The organism is Candidatus Liberimonas magnetica (assembly GCA_020523885.1).
GTDB classification, from domain to species: Bacteria; Elusimicrobiota; Endomicrobiia; order Endomicrobiales; family JAFGIL01; genus Liberimonas; species Liberimonas magnetica.
Genome location: JAJAPY010000003.1, coordinates 270,993 through 294,701 on the forward strand (window position 1 = coordinate 270,993; position 23,709 = coordinate 294,701).

Genomic DNA, 23,709 nt, shown 5'->3' on the forward strand with positions numbered 1-23,709 from the left:
CCAAGTAAAATTGCTAAAAATAAGCGTTTAGACTGGGTCTTTGGCCTAACCTCAAGCCTTTCACAACATCCTTGGATTTCGACCAAATTAAGAATTATTGCGACTAGGACTAAATGTTATACCTGATAGGGATTATAATGAAAAAAGAAATATTAAAATTATACCATATAGGGTATGAATAGCTAATTCATATTAAAGAATATACCCTAAATGATATATTTTATTTAATTTAACTTGACATTATACCTTTTAGGGTATATAATTAATGTAGAAAATGAGCTCAACGGATTTTAACTTTTATTGTTTCTGCGAAATCCGACGAAGCTGTATCATCAATACGGCGAATAGCCGTGATTATTGATGATATGTCTTGCGACGGTGGGCAAAAGGAAGGTATAAAAAATGGAGATAAGACATAAGATTAAAGAACTAAGAAAACAGGCCAAATTAACACAAGAAGAGTTTGCGCTGCGTGTCGGAGTTGGACTCAGGTTTGTAAGAGATCTTGAACAAGGAAAGAAAACTATCAGGATAGACAAACTTAACCAGGTACTTGATTTTTTAGGATATCACCTTGAGGTAATTAAAAATGCAAAATAACCAAAGAAGAGCCAGTGTTATGTCAAACGACATAGAAGCCGGTATAATTGAAGAAACTGGTAAGGGGTACAAGTTCCAGTATAATGATAATTACCTAAAGAATGGCCATCCTATCTCTGTTTCACTGCCATTAAGGCCGGAACCCTATGAAAGTGATATTTTATTTAACTTTTTTGAAGGGCTTTTACCTGAAGGGTGGTATCTTGATGTAGTTTCTTCAAAGCTAAAAATTGATAAAAATGACTTATTCGGCATTTTGCTTTCAACATGCAAAGATACAGCCGGAGCTGTATCAATATTGGAGATAAAATGAAATTATGCAAAATTTGCGGTCAGCAATTGGAAATAGCTGGAGCATACCATACTAAATGCCTAAAAAAACTGTTTGGCGTAGATTATGTGCCAAAGATAAATTTCTCACTGCCGGAAATAACATTAAAGGCCCAGCAAACTGCCGGGAAACTATCAATTTCAGGTGTACAGCCAAAACTGTCTGTTAAACTAAATACAAAAAATCAAGAAATTGAAGTTACACCTGATAAAGGAGAATATATTCTTAAGCCGCAGACTCAAGTTTACACGCATTTACCTGAAAATGAAAATCTTTGTATGACTATAGCCGAATTAGTAGGAATCGATGTTCCTCCGCACGGGTTGTTTGAACTTAAAGACGGCACAAAAGCATATTTAATAAAACGCTATGACAGAAATAAAAGTAAGAAAATACATCAGGAAAACTTTTACCAAATATTAGACAAAAGAGATAAGTACAAGGGTTCTCTTGAAGAAATAGGTTTAAAGCTTAAAGAAATATCAGATGTACCTGGTTTAGATATACAGCTGTTTTATGAAAGAGTGCTTTTTAATTTTCTTATTGGAAATGGCGATGCTCATTCTAAGAATTTCTCAATACTTTACACAGAGGATGACAAAGTAAGGCTTGCACCGGCTTATGATATTGTATGTTCTAAACTTGTCATTCCTGATGAGGAAGATTTAGCTTTAACATTAAACGGCAAAAAGAATAAATTGACTTTTAAGGACTTTCAGGAACTATCGAAATATCTAAACATACCGGAAAATAAAATAAAAAACAGATTTATAGATGAAAAGTCTATATTTATTTCACAAATCCAAAACTCTGATCTAACACCGGATGAAAAGACTAAATTGAATAAAATTATTGAAGACAGATTTAACAGAATTAAACAACCCGGTTAATTCAACCGCTATGAAATAAAAAAACCACCGCATGTGCGCGTGGTTTTTTTGTTTTTTGAATACTTTTTTTAGGAAAATTAAAGCGCAGTTTATTGCATCAAGTTTTGTCACAAAAACGGTTACTATGCCATGTTCCTTTCTTGTCTTGTCTTGTCTTGTCCTCTCTTGTCCCCAATTGTCCAAACCTTAAAATATTAATTTCTGTCGAATAATTGACTTTTTTTGGCTTTTTATATATACTTTCATGAATTTCGGTGCGGTACCTCCCGCCTTGCGGGATTTCAATTTATATTAACGCTAAGGAAGTCACAAGTGGCTAAGGGAGAGGTCTGCAAAACCTTTAGCTACAAATTTAATGCAAATCAATAACTCCTTGCAATTTCAACGATTTATTAATCATATAAATTCCACCAAAAACATCGTTTGTGCCCAATTTGTGCCTACTCAATGTTCCTCTTGTGACCTCATTTGTCTTGTGTTGTCCCTACAATTACTGCAGATATAACGGTTTAAAAGTTGCTAAAAATAAGTCTTTAGGTATATAATAAAGGACACATAATTTTAAAGCAGTTAATGTATAAGGGGTTGTCTATGTATGTTGAAGTTTATACTGATGAAAAATCTCTAGAGATAGCGCTTACGTATAAAGGCGAGACAGAGCTGCCCAAAGGCTCAGTTATTATAGGACTTGTAAAACGTAACGGGTATGTAGAAGGCGCTTGCTTGAAATACGATACAGGAGAAATGGTTTCGTATAATAACGGAAAAGCTGTTTCTATGCCCAAATCCGACCAAGTCGATATAAAGTAATTAAATTAATTACCAACCAGTTGTTTTAGTATTCTTTACAACCTTTCATCTTAATCTTACATTATATTTCCTTAACTTAATTTCTCATCAACTATTTTGAACTTTCTGCGTACATATAGACAGGAGGTAGAATTGCTATGCATGATCAATCAGGAATACTAACTTTATCAAGGTTTGAAGATGCCTATAATAAAGCAATAAAGCTGGTTTATGAGAAAATTCATCATGCTGGATGGAATTTGAAACCTAAGTATGTTGGTAAATCTGAAATGGTATGGTTTCTTCCATTTAATTTCCTTGACCAAGAATTAGAAAATTGCGCTGATGAGGATAAACCGCAATTCTGCAATAATTTAGCGCTGTTTTTTCTTCATATAGATGATGTGCTTTGTTGTAAGTACCAGTGGCTGCAGGGAACAATGAAATATCGTTATTCTTATCAGATAATAGAATATTATCTTGCATTAAATGATAGAACCCATAACCCGGTTCAATCACATAAAATGATTTGTTTGCATGCAGTTGACGAACTGAAAAAGTGCATTAGCGGACAAATTGAATATTTTGGCCCGGCAACTCCCGAACAGGATATATGCTTTATCCGTAAAAAAATGAAAGATTGTAGCAGCGAAAAGCATTTTTCTGCTGAATATAAATTCATTCAGGATATGTTTAAAGAAAGTCTTACCTTAGATAAAGAAAACCTGGTCCCCGTTTCTACTATTGAAGAATTCCATAGAATACGAAAAGAATACCTTGACTCAAAACACATGTTTCACTCGCAGTTATCGATTAACCGGTCTAGTTTCATGAAGCCAATATTGGAAAAAGCAGCAAGAGATGAAAATTGGGCGTACGATGCTTATATGTGTTTTGAGCGGGAAAGATATTGTAACGAACGGGATCAAGTAGCCGAAGCTTCCGGTATAGATACAACAATATTTGATTATAGGCCTTAGGATACAACTATTATTATTGATGACTGATTAAGAAATAAAAAAAGAGTATAATATACATGCTATTTAAGTATAGATTTTTAGGAGCACTTTCCCAATGGTAGCCAATAAACCTTATGAAAAGCTAATAATTAAACACACGTTCTTGCATGCAACTGTTTGCCCGCGATTGGGGTGGCTTGCTCATCATGGGCAACTGCCTGAGGATGACTCGCTTGATGCTGAATTTTGGATCACGCAAGGTATTGAAATAAATGAGCGGGCATGGAAGCTATTTCCTTCAGGGGTATTAATCCCTGGGAAAATGCAAAAAGCACTAATTGAAACAAGTACGGCAATTAGGAATAACTCCATACTTTTTGAACCTGCGTTTTCTGCTGATGGGTTTGGAACCCGGGCCGATGTTCTATGTAAGGATGGTAGCGGTTGGAACCTTATTGAAATAAAATCAGGCAAAACCGCTAAAGAGGAATATATTGAAGATGCAGCATATACTGCGATGGTGATCATGCGTACAGGTCTGCAAATCAAGACTATTTCCCTGATGCTTGTTTCAGGGGATTACCGAAAAGGCATGCCAGACAAAAAGTTGTTTGTAACCGAAGATATTACCAAAGATGCAAAAGAACAGGTTGAGAAGTTTAATGCAATAGCTGACTCTACAGCAACTGCCCTTAATGCTCCAAACCCAAGCGAGCCAAAACTTATTTTGGATTGCAAGTACTGCGATGTCTTTGAAGATTGTACCGGTAAAGGGATTGAAAATCATATACTTTATTTACCTCGTATCTTAGCTAAACATTTTATTGAATTAGATGAAAGAGGCATATATAAAATTGAGGATATTCCAGCCGAGATTAAATTAACTGAGGGACAACAGCGGGCATTGCAGGCCGTTCGTACAAAAAAACCTGTAATATCTCCAGATATGAAAGAAGAACTAAAAGCTATACTATGGCCTGCATGGTACCTGGATTTTGAAACTTGCATGACAACATTACCTCTTTATGATGGCATTGCCCCTTACGAAACAATAGTTACCCAATATTCCATTCACAAATGCTCAGCTCCAGGGGTTGAAGAAGCCCATTTTGAGTATCTTGCTGACCCTGCCCGTGATTGCCGGAGAGATATAGCTGAAAACTTGATAAAAACACTTAATGGCAACGGCAGTATCATTGTTTATTCTTCCTATGAACAAGGGATTATTAATGGCCTTACTAAAACCTACCCTGACCTTTCAGAACCTTTGAAAAAGCTTGTTGATAGAATGGTAGACCTTCTTGCTCTTTTGCGGAGCAATTACAGTCATAAGGATTTCAAGGGTAGTTATTCAATAAAAAAGGTTCTACCAGTAATGGTTCCTGGCCTTGACTATAGCGATTTGGACATTCAGGAAGGCGGCAGCGCTGCAGTTTTGTTCGCATATATGGCAATGGGGAAGATTTCAGATGCCAATGAAATCGCGCAGATACGCAAAAACCTACTCACCTACTGTAAACGCGATACTTGGGCAATGGTTAAATTGCATGAAGTGCTATCTAATTTGTAAGTAAAGGACATTTTTCCATCAACTATCAATATGTTGAAAGATTGTACATTAATTTGACTAAATACCCTGTAAAAGGTTAAAATTTATTTATGGATAATTCAATTAATGATTTTGAACAACGTCTATCTCTAGATAAAGATTTTGCTGAATTAAGAAATAATCTCAAGATGAACCAAAATTGTATTTTTAATATAATATGTAAAGAAAATGACGAACTTACTTTTTCAAGAGTAATGAAATATTTACTTGACCCCTTAGAAAACCATGGTTTAAAAGATGCCTTCTTAAAAGAATTCCTGTCATATTTAAAAAATAAATATCAAAATAATAGTTGGAATGTGGAAAATGTTGATTTAAATAATGCAAAAGTTTATAAGGAGTATTTTATTGGAGATAGTGGAAGGCTTGATGTATTTATTGAATGTAAAGGTAATCAAAATAGTAATTTATATATAATAATTGAAAATAAAATAGATTCCTCAGAAAACGAATACTCAATTGAAGGCAAGACCTTATATCAAACAGAAATTTACAGTCAATGGATTGATAAGAAATACTCTTCTAGCAAAAATATAATTTTAAAGTTATTTGTAACCCCAAAAGGTATTGATCCAAAATCAAGCAAATTTGCAAGCATACCGTTTTCCGATATTGCAGCAGTTATTAAAAAATTAAAACCTTCAGATGAAAACATAAGTTATTTATTAAAAAATATTCTTTGCTGGATTGAGGAGGTCATTTTAATGGACGATAAATTAAAACCTTTATGTAATCAAATCTATAAAAAATACAAAGAAGAATTTGATACCATTATACAGTTTATACCAAAAACTGCCGATTTCATAGCAGATATTGCTGAAAAATTAGATGAAGAAAAATACAATATTCAATCTGGAACATCTTGGATAACGGTAAATCCAATAGAATGGGGTAAAAAGTATGAATTATGGGAGGGCAAAAAGTATACTATCCCCAGAATATCTGTATGGATACAAAACAATAAAATGAATATCAGTTTTGTTACTAAGCAAGAAGGGCCAACCTTTGATTGGTTCAATAATTCAGAACAAATATTTATGAAAAAAGAACTTAAATCTACTGAAGGAGGTAATAATTTTTACAATATTAAAGATGAAGAGGATTTTATTATTAACGAAGAGAGTCTAGAAGAAGATATTGGAAGATATGTGAAAATAATAGAAAGTATCTGTAATGAAATATTCAGTAAAATAACAGATAAGGATATTAGTAAATGGAAAGCATAACCCATTATTTAACTCTAAATTGACGCAAATAATCACACTTCTTGATAAATTTGTAGCTATAACTTCACTTGAAATACCTTTCTTTAAATTATATCAGTTGTAGTGTGCCTATATTCCCTCTGATTATTCCGATTAAGAATACGACTATACAGATTAATACCTTGCCAAATAATTAAAACTCTCCAAAAATCAATCAAATTAAGAATTGTATCAACAAATCTGTTTTATTTACGTATATATAATAGGGGAACTATCCAAAGGATTCTTTCGGATAAAAATACGTTGCTCCTATGAGCTTAACTTAAAAATATGATAACTAAAATACAGAAATACATTAATTGGAGATGGAATTGTGAAGGGGGATATAAGGAATTTCTATTTATTGCGTTCCCTCTTATTTTAAGTACCAGTTCCTGGTCTTTGGAACATTTTATAGATAGGATGTTCCTTACCTGGTACTCGCCTGCTACTGTTGCAGCAGCAATGCCTTCTGGGATGCTCAACTTCATTATTATAAGCCTATTTCTTGGAACTGTGGGTTATGTAGACACTTTTGTAGCTCAATATTACGGTGCAAAAATGGACAAGGATATAGGTCCTATTGTCTGGCAGGGTGTTTATCTTTCAATTATAGGTAGCTTGGTTCTTGCCTTAACGATTCCGTTTGCCGGAAATATTTTTGCGTTGTTTGGCCATACAAATGAAATCAGAGACCTTGAAACATCATATTATAGAATACTCTGTTTCGGGGCATTCCCGGTAATAGCCTCAAGCGCTTTGGCAGGGTTTTACGCAGGCCGTGGTAAAACATGGATCATTATGTGGGTGAACTTTATAAGTACGCTTATATGCATAGTTTTTGACTATATTCTTATTTTCGGAAAATATGGGTTTCCTGAACTTGGCATCAATGGCGCCGCTATTTCAAATGTCATAGCAGGGACAGTTGGTTTTCTTATTTATTTGGTAGCCATATCAAAAACTACCAACATTGCAAAATATAACACCTTGAGCATTAAACCAAGCTTACAGATTATCAAAAGAATATTTAAATTCGGTTTCCCAAACGGAGTTCAGTTCCTGCTTGATATGGCTGGTTTTACGACATTTGTCATGATAGTTGGGAAACTTGGTACAGATAACCTTGCAGCAACAAACATTGCCCTCAATATAAACAGTATCGCTTTTATGCCGATCATAGGCTGCGGTATTGCCGTAAGCATACTGGTTGGGAAATATATAGGCATGAACAAAGCTGATTTTGCATCAAGAAGTGCATATTCCGGCTTTCATTTAACGATCCTATATATATTTACGATAGCTTCTCTCTTTTACTTCTTCCCAAACATATTTATTCTTCCCTTTACAAAAGGGTCTAATCCCAAAGAAATAGAAGCGATGATACCTACAATAACTTTTCTTCTTAAGTTCGTAGCTGTATACTCTATATTTGACGCAATGAGCACGATTTTTGCTTCGGCCATCAAAGGAGCCGGAGATACAAAGTTTGTTATGTATATGCTTTTCTTTGTGTCTTTCTTTGTGCTTGTTATTCCCAGTTATCTGGTTGTTTTTATTTTTGGTAAAGGCCTTTATTATGCCTGGGCTATAGCATCAATCTATGTCAGCGTCCTCGGCATAGCTTTTTACTTAAGGTTCCTGCAAGGCAAGTGGAAATCAATGAGCGTTATTGAATCTAAAAATATTGACCGCTTGCATGCCAATATTCCTGAAGATTCGAATCCTTTTAAAGGTTTAGCGAACATTCCAAGAACCTTAAACGAAGCAATTGATTAGTAATAAGTCTTTTACAACCTTTATCAACTATTCCAAGGTTCCTGCGTATATATAGAAACAGAATGAATAAGGAGTTAAGTAATAACAATGCAAATGTTTGAATATGAGATGAATAACAATGACCCTTTAATACAAGTTCAATCTATGCTTTTGGATAATAAACCAATAGACGCATTGATTTTTATGAATGACTATGTATCTAAGCATAGTTACGATGCAAACGGCTATTACTGGAAAGGTGTAGCATTTTTGTTTTTAAAGAAATATTCTTTTGCCATGACAGCTTTTCAGAATGGTGAAGATCTCAATCCACTTGACCAGGATATAATGTTCGGGCTAGGGATCGCGAATATTGCTTTAGGCAATTATGAATCAGGCAAAAATTATATAGAAGAATTTCATAGAAAGTATCATCCTGAAACAAATGAAGTTATGGGCAGAGCTTCCATGCTTGCTTACGCCGATTTATTCCTTCCAGCAGTTACATTTATCCATATTTCACGTAAATACAAGAGAAATAAAGGATCAGGCATCTTGTTTGATTTTGTGGATGAGGTATTGAAGGATTATGAAGATTATGCCTTATACAAAACCCCGGCAATGGGAAATCAGCGCTTACTACTGGACAAAGTTGATGTAAACAACAAGCATAGAATGAAAGAATATATCAGGCAATTAGTGCTTGATTCTTACTGGAAAGACGCACTTTATTTTTATTGGACTTTTATAAAGATAAGTTGTAATATTAAATGTAATGTAAAGTTTAATAAATTCGGTTGTTTTGCTTGCATGACAACAACTGTTGTTGGGATTAAAGAGTTCATAAGCAAGTTTTATTTACCTGGCGATGAAATAAGTTAGATTTAGGAGGAGATAGTTATGGATTGGCGTGATGTTGAAAACCCTGAAAAAGAAAGAGAATATCTTTTAAAAGCTATTGCTCAAAAACCCTCTGCAGAACTTTATTACAAACTAGCGACTGTTTATGAGAATGTTAAAGATTTTAAGAAAGCGCTTTTTTATGGCAATAAGGCTATTAATATTGAGCCAAACAATATAGAGTTTAATGAATTTATGGCATTCGTTCATGGGAAAAACGGTGATGTTCCCGATGCGATAAAGTATTGGGAACGTGTTGTTGCTATTGATCCGGAAGACAGCCAATTTAAGATAGACCTATCCACTATGAAAGAATGTTTACCTTTTTGGATAGAACAGCATAAAAACAGCAAAATAGTTAATGGAGATTCTATGGATAAACCGCTTTGTGATGAAAATTATCAAGATTATTTAGACACAATCCAAACTGCCAGTAATTTATTGAATAAAAATAATGAATGGATAAACCGTTTTGCTGAATACGCAAAAGGAATTAAAAAAAACATTAGTAGAATTAAGAATAAAAAAGATTCTTTTAACCAATGGTCCCCATTATATTTATATATGAACGTTAGCCAAGCAAAGGGTGACGCTATTTTTAATCTGAGATATTTAGGCCAATCTGTTGCAGATATTGATGTAAAATCGGATGGTTCTGTAAAGTCTATAAAGCTTGATCAGAATAGGTATAAGAAACATAATGAAGACTATTTTGGATTCATTCATAATTACGAAGACGACAAAACAATATGGGAGTGGAGTGGGAAGGATGCAACAGCAGCAAAAGCATTTAGAAAGCACTTCTGCAATAATCCTCAAAGAATTAAAGTCGAGCAAAAAAAAGAGAATCATGAGCACAGAATTGAGAGTATGTTTTTGACAGAATTTTCTAAAAGAGATGCTAAGGATAAGCGTAAAGAGTTGCGTAATATACAGCCTGTAAAAATAGCAAAAATTGCCAGGTTCCAAATGCCTACACCATTTAGTGCAAGTAATGATCTAAAATATCCTAAAAATGGGAAAGGTGGAGGGATTGATATTTTAGCGCGTGTCGGGAAAGGAAACTCTACAAAACTTTGTATTATGGAACTAAAAGATGAAAATACTGCCAAAGAACCGCCAAAAGTAGCTATTAAGCAGGGGTTGGCATATGCTACCTTTATTTCTAAACTATTAAGAAGTAAAAGTGGTAAAAAATGGTGGAATATATTTGGTTTTTCTGGGAAAGTACGTAAGGACCTTAAATTATTAGTCGCTTGTGTAATGCCAATTAGTGAATATAAAGAACGCAATAATGAATCGTTTAAAGGTATAAAAATTGTCCATGAGGGATGTACTTTTGAATTGCATTACATATATTTCAAAGAAGAGATTAATAAAATATTAGAAATAAATACATCGTTAAATAGTTAAAGGAAAGGTATAATTGAAAATCACAATACATCGAGGAACTAAAGAAATAGGGGGGAGTTGTGTTGAAGTCGTAACTTCAAACACACGGATCTTGTTTGATTTTGGTATGCCTTTAGTGGATTCTGAGAAAAAACCGTTTGATTCTAAAGTGCTAAAAGGAAAAACAATAGAAGATTTGAAGCAATCAGGAATCCTTCCGAACATTCAGGGTTTATATAGAGATGAGAAACGTTACGTTGACGCTATATTTATTACTCACTCTCATTTAGATCATTATGGGTTCCTTCAATTTATTCATCCTGAAATACCTATTTATGCAAGTGAAGGTGCTATAGAGCTTATTGAAATTACAGGCAAATTCACCCCATCAAAAATTAATATATCTAACCAGTTCCGCAGGCTTAAAGCATGGGGAAAGGATACAGTAGGAGATATTACTGTCTCCAACTATCTTGTTGACCATTCGGCATTTGACGCGAGAGCGTTCTTAATTGACGCAGATGGCAAACGTTTGTTCTATACAGGAGACTTTCGCTCTCATGGCCGTAAAGGTAAACTATTTGAAAAAATGATAGACAACCCGCCGAAAGATATTGACTGCCTGCTTATGGAAGGTTCGATGCTTGGCAGGGAAGGGCAGAAATATAAAGATGAAACCGCTGTTGAAGCTAGAATAACCCAGATACTGAAAGAAGAACATAAAATATCATTTCTTTTTGTTTCATCCCAGAACATAGACCGGATAGTGTCTGCATATCGCTCTTGTATAAAAGCTAAAGCATTGTTTGTTATTGATATATACACGGCTTATATTCTTCACAAATTAAAACCTATATCAAAAGGGATAATCCAGTATAATTCAGATAATGTACGGGTATATTTTATTAAGAACCAGGTAGATACTCTTGTTAGATTGACAGGCACAGAGTTACTCTATAAATTTAAAACTAGTAGAATAAAGATACCTGAAATCAACAGCACAAAAAGCAAAATCCTTATGGTCATGCGTGATAATTCTTTTTTCCCTATTCTAACCAAACATATAGATAAGTTAAAAGGTTCTCAAATAATTTATTCAATGTGGAACGGGTATCTAAAGCCTGAACACGTAGAAATATGGTATCACAAAGGCATTAACCTTGAACAAGTGCATACTAGTGGCCATGCTATAGTAGAAGACCTTCAGCGGTTTGCAAAGGCAGTTAATCCTAAAACTCTTATACCTATTCATACCTTTGAACCTGAAAAGTATAAACAACTCTTCAAAAACGTAATACTCTTAAAAGACGGCGAAGAATATACAATCAGCTAACCTTTCACGCTTTAAACCCAATTAAAAATCAATTTAATTAAAAACTTCATCAACAATTCCGGACTTGCTGCGTATATATAATATAGGCAGGAGGAGGGATTTATGGCAGAATTGATGGATAAAATACCGCCGCAAGCGATAGAAGCTGAAATGGCTGTTCTAGGATCAATGCTGATAGAAAAAGAAGCTATCTCAAAGGTTTTGGACCTTGTCAGGGATTACGACTTTTACAAAGAAGCGCATAAACGGATTTTCAGAACGATACAAGAAATGTTTCTTGAGAACCAGGCTGTTGATGCAGTTGTGATCTCTTCAAAACTGAATAAAGATAACCTCTTAAATGAAGTCGGAGGTGCTTCATATATTACAGAACTGATTAACAAGGTTTCTACGGCAGCTAATGTTGAGCATTATGCACAGATTGTAAGGGAGAAATCTATACTCCGGCAGGTTATAGTAACCGGAACTAATATAGTTACCGCTGCTTTTAACGAAAAAACCTCTGCTGATGAAATATTAGATGTTGCTGAAAGCACCATATTCAGTATCGCACAAAACCGTTTGTCCCACGACTTTTCTAAAGTTTCAGACCTTATACATTCTTCTCTTGAAAAGCTGGAAAAGATTCACAAGGACAAAAATGACGTTCCCGGGTTAAGGACTGGTTTTGCCAAGCTTGACAGCCTGACAGCAGGCCTCCAGCCTTCTGACTTGATACTGCTTGCCGCAAGGCCGTCAATGGGCAAAACAGCCTTTGCCCTTAATATTGTGGAAAATGTCGCTTTAAAACAGAAAAAACCGGTAGCGATGTTTTCAATAGAAATGTCAAAAGATTCGTTGATGACAAGGCTTATTTGTTCATCAAGCCGTGTCAATGCTCACAATGCAAGGCGGGGATACTTATCTACACGCGACTGGCCTGCGTTGACTACAGGAGCCGCTAGACTTTCAGAAACGGATATATACATAGATGACAGCACCAACTTAAGTGTGCTGGATCTAAGGGCAAGGGCCAGAAGGCTTGCCAGCGACCTTAAAAACGAGAAGAAAGAGCTTGCGCTTATTGTTATAGATTACATACAGATGATGAGAGGGTCGGGAAGAGCCGAATCACGGCAGCAGGAGATGGCGGAAATATCCCGCTCCCTTAAAGGGCTTGCCAGGGATTTGAAGGTACCCGTACTGGCATTAAGCCAGCTTTCAAGGAAACCTGAGGAAAAAGGCAGGGAAAGGCAGCCCCAGCTATCAGACTTGAGGGACTCAGGCGCACTTGAGCAGGATGCAGACGTTGTGATGTTCATATACAGGGAATCGTATTATACAAAGACCGAAGAAAACCAGAATACAGCCAATATTATTATAGCCAAGCAGCGCAATGGGCCTACAGACACTATAGATTTGAACTTTTTCAAGGATTATACGCGGTTTGAGGATGCCGAGGAGATTATTTCAGAATAGGATATATGAATGTATTTATTTTGTGCTGGGAGGATGCAGGATGACGAAACTACTGGAATTAAAAACATATAAAGGGGAAGAGGAACAGCTGTTTCAGTATTTTAATCTTGTAAAGTTACTTATACAGTTAAAAGAATTAAAAAAGGATGAGAGCACTAAACCGGAAAAAATTCCTGAAAATCCTGTTGACCAGGAAAAGCAGAAGAAAAAACATTTAGAACAGGAAAAAGAAGTAAGCGAAATCTACAAAAATATAAGTCTTCAAAAAAACACGATAAGGTTGACTACAGAAGCTACACTGAAAGATGGCAAAGTAAGGCTTCCTTTGGAAATAATGCGCAAACGGTACAATCTAAGAGAATATGAAGTCATCGTGATTTGCATAATCGCTCTTAACACTGTTGACCCTACAGCCAATATAAAAACAGAGAAAGCTAATCTGCTTTATCTTGTTTGTGAAGGAGATTACGACAGAATATTGCTCAGTAACTGGATGTTCGATCACGATGCAGCTCTTTTTAAAAACAAATTAATAGTTTTGGAACGTTATAGAACTGAAATGGAAATAGGAGATATGGCACGGAAATTTATCTATCCTAATAAAGCAAATGACGCTGTATTAGATAAATATATTAAGTCAATCAAAGTTAATAAGTCAGTAAGGCTTTTTAGTCCGCGAGAAATATATGCACAGTTAAGCAAAACTGTTATTGGCCAGGAAAGAGCCAAAAAAATGATATCTGTGGCTGCTCACACACATCTTAAACGAATATCAATTAAAAAGGGGGCGTTAAAACCCGGGAAAAGCAACTTTATGCTTATTGGGCCGACAGGCAGCGGAAAAACGCTTATAGCACGTACCCTTGCTGAAATATTGGATGTGCCGATGATTATAGTTGATTCAACCGAATACACTGAAAAAGGGTTTGTAGGTGGAGATGTTGATGACATGATAGAGCAACTTTGTGATGCGGCACGAGGAGATATGTCCCGAGCTGAAAAAGGCATTGTTTTCATTGATGAGATTGATAAAATAGCTGCACGTGATTGCTCAGTAGGTCACAATACAGGCCGAGACGTGAGCGGTAAGTCCGTTCAGGAAGAATTGCTTAGATTTCTTGATGGAGCACAGACAATAATAACAATCAGGAGCGGTTTCTCCACTAAAACAATGCCAATGGACCTTTCAAACGTATTATTTATAGCTGGTGGAGCATTCGCTAATATGAGAACCAATTTATGTCAAAACCAGCAGATTGCGGGGTTTACTGGTTCAAAAGACGCGTGTCCGGCACACCAAGCAGGGGTACGTGTTCATTCGGAGCTTTCAAACGAGCTTATAGATTACGGAATGATACCCGAATTTGTTGGTCGGTTTCCTATCCTTGTTGAGCTGTCTGAACTTACCAAGACCGAACTCATAGAAATAATAAGCAAACCTTCTAATTCTATTCTTAGCCAGTACCGCAGTCTGTATGGCGATATATCTTTTTCTGAAGACGCTTTAGAGTTTATCGTTGAACAATCAATGAAACGCAAAGTCGGGGCACGAGGGTTACGGGCAATACTTGAAGAAACGCTGTCTCCAATCATATTTGATATGGCTATTAATACGGAAAAATTCGAGTTGAAGTTGACCAAAGAAGATCTTTTAAAACAGGCGTAACTATAATTGCATTGGTTTTTTGTAAGTGATATAATTTCCTAATCAATCTACAGAAAGGAAACCCACTTATGAAAAAACAATCACAGAAAACTCTTACAGATGAACAATTAGCCGTAGCGATCAAAAACGGCGATACAGGCCTGTTTGATGTGCTCTTTCAAAAGTACTATACCAAACTGCAGCCAATCCTGCTTTCAACGTATTGGAACAAGAACTTATCCTCTGCTGATGCTGAAGATATAGTTACTATTACATTAAGGAAAGTTTTTGATAAATTAAGTACATATAATCCGAAGGAATCTTCTTTTGCTACATGGGTGAGCGCTATACTGCGAAACAGCGCAAATGACTGGCTTAGAAGGAATAAGCACTCGCTTGCTGAGCTAAAGATCGTTTCAGATGAAGAAGATTATAAGGATCAGACTGTAAAAGAAAATAGTTTAAAGAGCCAGGGGCATTCTCAATTTTATGTTTCATTGTATCATGAGATTCGTAACACTATTATTGAATCGGTTTTAAAGATAAAAAGCGACCATCTGCGAACACTTTTTATTATGCGTTTTGTTCTTTTACTTAAGGATGACCAAATTTCAGGAATAATGGATATAAAACAGTTTTCTGTGCGCAGCAATATTTCGCGGCTCATGACCGAAGTTGAGGAACATTTTAGGAAGAATTATCAGGATTTAGATACCAGTGGTATTTGCTATGATCGCCTGGCGGAAGTTATAAGAAATGGGGAATTAAGCATTAAACCAGAAGATATTAACAATATCCCGGATACTGCATCAAGAAAGATTATCCATGACCTGGCAATTAAAGAAATCCCGTTTAAAGAGGCAGTGAAATCAGCAGGAGTACCTGCAAAAGAAGTTTCAAAGCTTATAATAAGCGGGGTACAGTTTGTAATCCAAAAGAGGATGCGTACTGCGATGAAGTTATCAAAAGAAAAAACTATAGAAAGCTTTACAGGTCTGGTAACAGCGGCTTTTGAACCAATGAAACCTGAAACTGTCAGCTCCCTTGTTTCTAATGCCTCATTTAAGCACTCAATTTCGCTTGATAAGGCCTCAGAAATGCTTTCCATAAGTATTCATGAGTTAGGGGCACTTTTAACCCATACAATACCCGAAAAGCTTAAAAATGATAATAATTTCATAAAAAAACTGGCTCAATTTATTGATAAAACAGTTAAAGAAACACAGTATCTTGTTGAAACAGCCAAACCGCCAGAACTTGCGTTTAAAACTATGCGTAACTCAGGACACCACGATTTTGCGATAAAGCTGGAAAATAAACTAAAGAAACTTGTGGAATCTAAATATGGCACGAATAAACACTCACAATAACGATGTTGATAAGAAAGATTATATCCGCGATGAAGCCCTGGTTTCTGCACGGGAGAAATATCGCATAGACCCTTCTGATGTTAATGCCCTTAAACTTGCCTGTGCCGCACGAAATAACGGCCATGGGAAACTCTTTGACCATTTCCCTGAACAGGCACGAGCCTGTTTCCTTGAGGCACTACCTTTGTACGAACGATCAAAAGACCTATACGAGGTTTTTAAGTTAAAACGGGCTATAGGTCGAGCAGAAAGCGGGCTTGCCAACTTCCCAGCAGCAATAACTTTTTTTGAAGAAGCAATTGCTCTCTTGGAAAAGGATACTATATCAAAAAAGTGTATGGCAAGCGGCAATTTACCTGAAATGGAAAAGGCAAAAACACAGTTATATCTTTCTATTGCCTTAACAAAAACATCCAAGTGGGAACCTGCACTTTCCAACCTGGAAAAAGCCCGCAATATTTTCTTTAAACATTCTCAAAATCACTACCTTTCAACATGTTTCCAGGGCGAAGCGGTAATCTATATGGAACTGGGCAGATTCCCAGAAGCCCGCAAGGCATTCATTAAAGCCCAGGAATATGCAAAGCTTACTGGAGAAGAAAGGCGCATTTTTCATGTGCAGGAATACCGTGCCCAGCTTGAAATTCTTGATAGTAAGTACAAAGAGGCAATAAAACTCTTAGATGAATGTATCGCCTGGTATAATCAGAGCAAAGCTAACAGGTCCGAGCCTTATTACCAGCGTGCAAAGTGTTATGAAAAACTGAATTTACGGAAACAGGCAGCAGAAGATTACGATATCGCAATTCAAATTACTGAAGAAACCCGTTCGGAGATTGATGCAGACGAGTACCGTCAAACCTATTTTGTCCGCAAGCTTGATATCTATGACGGGGCTTTGTTAAACAAGGTAGTCTTGGGAGACGCCAAAGGCGCATTTGTTTTATGCCAACAGGCAAAAGCACGCTCTTTTAACGAAAAATTGCACTCGGCATTTAGGAATATTAATGAAGATATAGATGAACCAGAGCTTTTACCTTTAAAAGACAATGAAGTTTCGAGCTTGTTGAAACCAAAATCGGCGTTTGTTGACTACTATGTCACAGCTAAAAAACTAATATGCTTTTGTATAGCAAAAGAAGGTTGTTTCTGCGATGTTTCAGATATTAATAGCTCAGAAATAGAGCTGATGGTAAACAACGTCAGGTCATTTATCATTCAGTCGGCATTACCAAATAAAGATAATGCGGAACAGGAAGCAATGAACTGGTATTTTTCTAGCATTTCAAATATTCTTTTTGGTAAACATGCAGGATTTTTGGCTAAAAAAGAGATCATTTTTATTTCACCCCATGCTCATTTGCATTATCTGCCTTTTGACATTCTTAATCTGCAAGGCAAAAATATAATAGAAACACACAAAACGGCTATCTTTCCTTCAGCCCGAACATTTGTAGAGATGCATAAAAAAGAGCATCGTAAAATAAAAAATTCTCTAATAGTTTCAAACCCTACTGGAGATCTGCCCAGCGCAGGTTCCGAAGCTCAAACAATATCAGGATTGCTTTCAAATGTAACAGTTTTAGAAGGCAAAGATGCCCAAAAACAAGCTATATTAACAGCTTTACCAAGCGCTGATTTGATCCATTTCGCTGGACATAGCAAAGCTGATATAAATAATCCTAATAATTCCGAGATCTTAGTGCTGGATGAACAGGGTGGATGCATAGGCATTACGCCTCAGGATATAATCCGCTTAAAACTGCAGGCTCAACTGGTTGTTTTAAGCGGCTGCGAGTCTGGCCTCGGAGATGCTGCAATGGGGGACGAACTTACCTGCCTGCCAAGATCCTTTCTTACTGCCGGTGCAAGAAGCGTGATGTATTCGCTCTGGGATGTTGAAGATGCTTCTACATCTATTTTAATGAAAGAAATATACACGCATATTGCCAATCCCGGCACTTCTGTTACCAAGGCGCTGAGACTTGCCAAAAGAAAACTGAAAGCATCAGGAAACCCGCCATTTCACTGGGCAGGTTTTCAATTAATCGGATTATAAAAAATAACTAGTAGGGAGGGTAAGATGAAGAATATCTATGTTCAGCATGGTGATGTTATTCTAGAAAAGGTTGATACAATACCTGGAAATGCAAAGAGTATACTGGTAGTAGATGGTTTTATTGTAGAAAAAGGAGAAGGCGTCCATACTCATACTTTAAGGTCAAAAAAAGTTTCATTTAAGGAAGATATTTCTGCTTTAGAACTGAATTCAATGGCAGATAAAGTCGAGATATATGAACTATTCGGTTTAATGTATATCAAAGTTAAAGAAGCTATTGACTTAGACCACGAAGAACACGGAACTCAAACTCTTGAACCTGGAATATACAAAAAGAACATAGAAAGAGAGTTTGATTACGAGAAATCAATTGAAAGGAAAGTTAAAGATTAATGCAGAGATTTGAAATCCTATAAAATACAAACGGATTAACCATGATCGAAAAACTAACAAGAGAACAAGAAGATCAATTGATAGAATATAGAGAATACTGCCTAAAAATGGGTATGTGCACTGAAAGAGCAGATAAGGATAGATCTGAAAATGCCATAACTCAATTTTACTATATGTTAGGTAAACAAAAACCTTATTTTTGGTGGTGCCAGAGTATTTTGCAAGCCGAAATAATAATGAACTTACTCTCTGATTATGAGAATAATTTCGGAAATAGTTTAAGGAATAATATATTAAATGATATCTTGGATCATCTGAGAGATGGCCTCAGGGAGAATCTCAGGGGAAAACTCACGGATAATTTCATAAATAAGCTCGGGGATGATCTTGCGGTTAATCTTGAGATTAACCTAAGGATTCATACATTGGAGAATCTCAGATTGGATCTTAAGAATAAACTTAGGACTGACTGCGGGGATAATTTAAGGAGCAACCTTGGAAATAACCTTAGGACTAATCTAATGGATGATCTCGAAAGTAATCTCGGTGATAACCTTAGAACCAATCTAAGAACAAATCTTGATGATAATCCTAAATGGATTCTCAGGGATCGTCTTAATGGTCATCTTAGACATAATCTTTTGGATGATCTAGCAAACAATAAATTTGAGTTTAAAGGTACAGACATATGGGGTCAAATGGATTACTATTGGATTGCATTTTATATGTTCCCGGAAAAGTATCTGGGGGTAAAATATGACCAGAATAAATCAATACTATTACATTATTGGGAAGATATTGCTGAAACTTCCTGCTGGTGGTGGGCTTATGAAAATGTGGTTTTTATTTCAGATCGTCCTGAAAAATTAAGCGTTAACAGTAATCATCGCCTGCATTCAGATGGTTCACCGGCAATAAGATTTACAGATGGTTATTCTTTATGGGCTTTAAATGATATAAGAGTATCAAAAGAAATAGCTGAAACGCCTGCAGAAAAACTCAACCCGGAATTAATTCTTAATGAGCAGAATCCAGATATTCAAAGAGAAATAATTAGGAAAATAGGTGCTGAAAGAGTATTGAAAAAACTTAATGCCAAATCTTTAGACACATGGACAGACCCAAAAACAGGAAAGAATTATGAGTTATTGCATTTAAAGGTCAATACAATTGATAGGAAATATATGTATTATGAACACGCTTCTTTACCCGGCTATTTTTACGCTAAACCTGTTCCCCCGGATATAAATAAAGCCATGCACGGAAGAGCATGGATACTAAGCATGGTTGAAATAAGTGAACTTTCGCACATTGATCCCGCAAAAGAATTAGAGATAGAAGCAAATTTGCCTTCAAAGTTATCTTAGAAGATAGGATGAAAAAATGATTGATTTAATTCCGTTTAGAAAAAGCAATAAGTGGGGTTTCTGTGATAAAAATAAGAAAATATTAATCCCCATTACATATGATCAGGTTGGAATGTTTAATGACAACACTGCTCCAGTAAAGTTGTCAAATAAGTGGGGAGTAATAAATGAAAAAGGCGAAGAGATCATACCTGCAATATATGACAAAATATCCCTCTATTGTAATAACCTTAAAGTGTTAAAAGATAATAAATTTGGCATATTAGATTTAAAAGGAAACGCAATTGTTCCTATACTCTATGATTACTTGTCAAATTTTACTAAAGATGGCTATTCATCTGTAACATTGGATGGAAAATGGGGATTCGTATATAAAGATAGCAGAAAATTGAAATGGTTTGAAAAGTACGATTGGATTGCTCCTCTATTTGATAATAAAGCCATGGTTACTTATGGGAGTCACGAAAAATTCTTTATTGAAAATAGTGGTTTAGGGGCAGGAAGGCCACCTATGGGTGGTAAATGGGGGTATATTGATAAAGATGGAAAGGAAATAATTCCGTTGGTATATGAACAAATAGGGCACTTCAGAGATGGAATGGTATGTGCACGGATAAATAACAAAGACATACTTATTGACAGAAACAATAATAAGGTAATAAAAGAAGAATATGAAATAATTTCTGATTTTGGCAATAATTTTCTCGTTGTTAAAGCAAATGGAAAATGGACAATAATAAATAGAATAAATGGAAAAAGTATTATTTTGGATTATGATTATGTAGGTAGCTTTAGCGATGGATTAGCGGATGTAAAGAAAAATAATAAATATGGCTATATAGATCTTGAAGGGAAAGAAATTATTTCAGCGCAATATAGTTTAGCTTTTTCTTTTGAAAATGCTTTAGCAGTAGTTATAAAAAATAAAAAATGGGGAGTTATTGATAGAAAAGGAAAAGAAATATTATCAATAAATTGTGACTTGGCTTGGAGAACAAATAAAAATAATCTTTTTGGAGTCAGAATAGGTGACAAAACCGGTTATATGGGTATTGATGGAACAGAATATTTTGAAAATTGATAGAGATCAATAGAAGTATAATAGAGCTTATATATGCTGAATGTTGGATTAGAAGAAGAATTAGAGATAGAAGCAAATTTGCCTTCAAAGTTATCTTAATAAAGGAATGACATAAATGAATTACTCAAGTCTTTTGATTAGGGCTTTTAATAAGCTATCTAAGAAGCTAAGTGACAGAAGTAAACAGCTTTCATATCTTGCTGCTATCCAGCATTTTGAAGAACGCTGGATACAAGTAGAATACTCTATATGTTTGCAGGAACTTATGTTCAAAAGTCATTCAGTATGGATGGAAGGTGGAAAAGAAAAAATAGACGCATCAATATATAGTAAAACTAATGATCTTGTTTGTGTTGTTGAAATAAAAACAGTTAAAAACTACGAAGTGTCATACTGGTTGGACAAATTTGAAAACGATATCAAAAAACTAGTAGAAATCAAAAGAGATAAATTAAAGGATAGATATTTCTTAGTTTTTTATTTATATGCTGCCCCACAAGGTTGGTGGCAGTGGGAAAGAAAAGATAAGACAAAACAATACAGAGAAGAAAAAGAATGTGGAAGTTTAATTGAGAAGAAGTTGGATGAACTAAAGTTAACGTATAAAACTAAAGATTATATTAAGATAAAAAATAAATTATCTTTTTTAAAAGATGAATATTCTAATGAGCTGTCACTAACAGGATATTTAATTAAGATTTAATAAAAGAGGTCTAGACATGCAGTACAATTCAAATTTAAGATACAAGAAAACTGAAGTTTGTCAGGAAGATCCTGCCCCATATTTTGCTCACAGGCCTGGTTATTATGATTGGGAGATTAGCAGGCCTATAGACAGGTTTTTGTACGTGGAATTTGAAAAAGGCAAGGCTTTAGTTGTTTTTGGCGATTATCCAAAATACATGGCCTTACTTGGCGACTGCGGCTATGTATTGATATGGTTAAAAGGTAACGAACCCATGGGTAAAGGCTATAGCATCGATTAATTCTATTTAGCTTTTAAGAAATATAAAAATATGATCATGAAAATCAATATATCGAAAGATTCATTTGAAAAATATGCTGTTATTAAGGTTCTGGGCGTTGGCGGCGGCGGGTCAAACGCTGTCAGCTGCATGTTTAACAGGATCATTGGCGTAGAGTTTTTTGCCATAAACACTGATGCCCAGGCGCTTGCCAAAGCGTTTGCAGGTACAAAAGTTCATATAGGCGAAAAACTTACAAAAGGGCTGGGCGTTGGCGGTAACCCTGAGATAGGCAGACAGGCAGCAGAAGAAAGCAAACAGCGATTAACTGAAATATTGGCTCAAACAGACTTGGTATTTATTACTGCTGGTATGGGTGGCGGTACAGGAACAGGCGGAGCTCCGGTTATTGCTTCTATTGCACGCTCCCTGGGTGTTCTATCTATCGGTATAGTGACTAAACCATTTAAGTTTGAAGGCAGGGTCAGAGCAAAACAGGCTGAGAACGGGATTATGGAAATGAAACAGTACTGTGATGCTACAATTGTCATTCCTAATGAAAAAATAATAAAAATGTGTGACAATCAGATGGACGCGCGGAACGCTTTCAAGTATGTTGATGATGTATTGCACAAGATAGTTAAATCAGTATCAGAGATAATTACAAAACATGGTATGATAAACCGTGATATGGCTGATCTGAGGTCCATATTGAAAAATTCAGGGGAAGCGTTCATAGGCATGGGAGAAAGCTCTAGCCAGAGCGGAAGGGCAGCTGAAGCTGCCATGAAAGCGCTGAGCAACCCATTGCTTGAAGATGTTACTATAAACGGCGCTGGTAAGATACTGGTAACGATTTTCGGAGGCATGGATGTTACAATAGGCGAAATTGAAGAAGCTATGGATATAGTCCATGCCAGGGTGTCAAGCGACGCTCATATATTTTACGGGCAGGTTCTTGACCCTGAGCTGCATGGAACATTCAAAATAGCGGTTGTTGCCACTGATTTCGCATCGCAGGATAAAGAAGTAGAAAAAGAAAAAAAGCTAAACGAAGAAGAATATTGGAAACAACCGGCATTTAAGATATGGAAGCCAAGGAAACTGATATAATATAAAATAGGATGATCCATTATGACATTACATACATATGGTAACTGGTATTCAAATTATAAATGTCCTTCTTGCTCGAGTTTCTATATTCCATACAATAAGAAAATTAGTTGCCCAAAATGTAGCAAACAGGAAGAAAAAGAAAATGATTTTATCAAAATTGCTTCGGCCTCCTTACAATTTAATCTAAAAAAATATAATTCCTACGCTCCAACAGCTTGGTATACCGGTTGTTTTAGTGATCATGTAATGAATCTGCTCTTTGGTATATTCGAAGGATATAGAGAAAAGAAGAATGAAATACCTTTCGTAGAGTTTGTTAAAGAATGGATAGACAAAACTGCCCTTCCCCGGTTTAGTGGACACACCGAAGGGTTTGGAAGTATAATGAAATAACAGGGGGTTTTAGGGGGAAGGATTCCCCCTAAGAGCAGCCGACATGGATTTAAAACG

Annotated in this window: 22 protein-coding genes; all 22 read left to right on the forward strand. The window is 35.7% G+C overall.

Translation table 11 applies throughout. The annotated features are described in order from the left end of the window. The first annotated feature begins 402 nt into the window (after positions 1–402). A complete protein-coding gene (locus tag LHV68_04175; protein ID MCB4791065.1) occupies positions 403–600 on the forward strand; it encodes a type II toxin-antitoxin system Y4mF family antitoxin in 198 nt (65 codons plus the stop codon). Further along, complete coding sequence (locus LHV68_04180) at positions 590–913, forward strand: HipA N-terminal domain-containing protein (GenBank protein ID MCB4791066.1); 324 nt, start codon at positions 590–592, stop codon at positions 911–913. Before LHV68_04175 ends, LHV68_04180 begins: the two co-directional genes overlap by 11 nt. Then, positions 910–1,821 (forward strand): HipA domain-containing protein, encoded by a 912-nt coding sequence (locus tag LHV68_04185; protein MCB4791067.1) that lies wholly within the window; start codon positions 910–912, stop codon positions 1,819–1,821. Before LHV68_04180 ends, LHV68_04185 begins: the two co-directional genes overlap by 4 nt. A 591-nt stretch (positions 1,822–2,412) precedes the next feature. Continuing rightward, positions 2,413–2,631, forward strand: a complete 219-nt coding sequence (locus LHV68_04190; protein MCB4791068.1) for a hypothetical protein — start codon at positions 2,413–2,415, stop codon at positions 2,629–2,631. A gap of 137 nt (positions 2,632–2,768) precedes the next feature. Continuing rightward, entirely contained in the window at positions 2,769–3,590 is an 822-nt protein-coding gene (locus LHV68_04195) for a hypothetical protein (protein MCB4791069.1), read from the forward strand. A gap of 94 nt (positions 3,591–3,684) precedes the next feature. After that, entirely contained in the window at positions 3,685–5,139 is a 1,455-nt protein-coding gene (locus tag LHV68_04200) for a DUF2779 domain-containing protein (protein ID MCB4791070.1), read from the forward strand. An 89-nt stretch (positions 5,140–5,228) separates the two neighbouring features. Continuing rightward, positions 5,229–6,404 carry a PD-(D/E)XK nuclease family protein gene (locus LHV68_04205; protein ID MCB4791071.1) on the forward strand — a complete coding sequence of 392 codons (1,176 nt, stop codon included), beginning with the start codon at positions 5,229–5,231 and terminating at the stop codon, positions 6,402–6,404. Between the two features lie 309 nt (positions 6,405–6,713). After that, complete coding sequence (locus LHV68_04210; protein MCB4791072.1) at positions 6,714–8,201, forward strand: MATE family efflux transporter; 1,488 nt, start codon at positions 6,714–6,716, stop codon at positions 8,199–8,201. An 87-nt stretch (positions 8,202–8,288) separates the two neighbouring features. Continuing rightward, the gene (locus tag LHV68_04215; protein MCB4791073.1) at positions 8,289–9,062 is read left to right on the forward strand and encodes a hypothetical protein; all 774 of its coding nucleotides are present in this window, start codon (positions 8,289–8,291) and stop codon (positions 9,060–9,062) included. Positions 9,063–9,080: 18 nt separating this feature from the next. Further along, complete coding sequence (locus LHV68_04220; protein ID MCB4791074.1) at positions 9,081–10,493, forward strand: tetratricopeptide repeat protein; 1,413 nt, start codon at positions 9,081–9,083, stop codon at positions 10,491–10,493. Positions 10,494–10,506: 13 nt separating this feature from the next. After that, complete coding sequence (locus LHV68_04225) at positions 10,507–11,805, forward strand: MBL fold metallo-hydrolase (protein ID MCB4791075.1); 1,299 nt, start codon at positions 10,507–10,509, stop codon at positions 11,803–11,805. A gap of 102 nt (positions 11,806–11,907) precedes the next feature. Beyond that, entirely contained in the window at positions 11,908–13,263 is a 1,356-nt protein-coding gene (gene dnaB, locus LHV68_04230) for a replicative DNA helicase (GenBank protein MCB4791076.1), read from the forward strand. Positions 13,264–13,303: 40 nt separating this feature from the next. Beyond that, on the forward strand, positions 13,304–14,929 hold the full coding sequence (locus LHV68_04235; protein ID MCB4791077.1) for an AAA family ATPase: 1,626 nt from the start codon (positions 13,304–13,306) through the stop codon (positions 14,927–14,929). Between the two features lie 68 nt (positions 14,930–14,997). Next, positions 14,998–16,278 (forward strand): RNA polymerase sigma factor, encoded by a 1,281-nt coding sequence (locus LHV68_04240; GenBank protein MCB4791078.1) that lies wholly within the window; start codon positions 14,998–15,000, stop codon positions 16,276–16,278. Further along, complete coding sequence (locus tag LHV68_04245) at positions 16,253–18,337, forward strand: CHAT domain-containing protein (protein ID MCB4791079.1); 2,085 nt, start codon at positions 16,253–16,255, stop codon at positions 18,335–18,337. Before LHV68_04240 ends, LHV68_04245 begins: the two co-directional genes overlap by 26 nt. Before the next feature lie 24 nt (positions 18,338–18,361). Beyond that, on the forward strand, positions 18,362–18,730 hold the full coding sequence (locus LHV68_04250) for a hypothetical protein (protein ID MCB4791080.1): 369 nt from the start codon (positions 18,362–18,364) through the stop codon (positions 18,728–18,730). Positions 18,731–18,771: 41 nt separating this feature from the next. Further along, entirely contained in the window at positions 18,772–20,097 is a 1,326-nt protein-coding gene (locus LHV68_04255) for a hypothetical protein (GenBank protein MCB4791081.1), read from the forward strand. 16 nt (positions 20,098–20,113) lie between these two features. Then, a complete protein-coding gene (locus LHV68_04260; GenBank protein ID MCB4791082.1) occupies positions 20,114–21,178 on the forward strand; it encodes a WG repeat-containing protein in 1,065 nt (354 codons plus the stop codon). Positions 21,179–21,293: 115 nt separating this feature from the next. Then, on the forward strand, positions 21,294–21,881 hold the full coding sequence (locus LHV68_04265; protein ID MCB4791083.1) for a hypothetical protein: 588 nt from the start codon (positions 21,294–21,296) through the stop codon (positions 21,879–21,881). A 16-nt stretch (positions 21,882–21,897) separates the two neighbouring features. After that, on the forward strand, positions 21,898–22,164 hold the full coding sequence (locus LHV68_04270) for a hypothetical protein (GenBank protein ID MCB4791084.1): 267 nt from the start codon (positions 21,898–21,900) through the stop codon (positions 22,162–22,164). A 36-nt stretch (positions 22,165–22,200) separates the two neighbouring features. Beyond that, positions 22,201–23,256: a cell division protein FtsZ gene (gene ftsZ / locus LHV68_04275; protein ID MCB4791085.1), complete on the forward strand. Its 1,056-nt coding sequence runs from the start codon at positions 22,201–22,203 to the stop codon at positions 23,254–23,256. 21 nt (positions 23,257–23,277) lie between these two features. Then, entirely contained in the window at positions 23,278–23,652 is a 375-nt protein-coding gene (locus LHV68_04280; protein MCB4791086.1) for a hypothetical protein, read from the forward strand. Positions 23,653–23,709 lie beyond the last annotated feature (57 nt).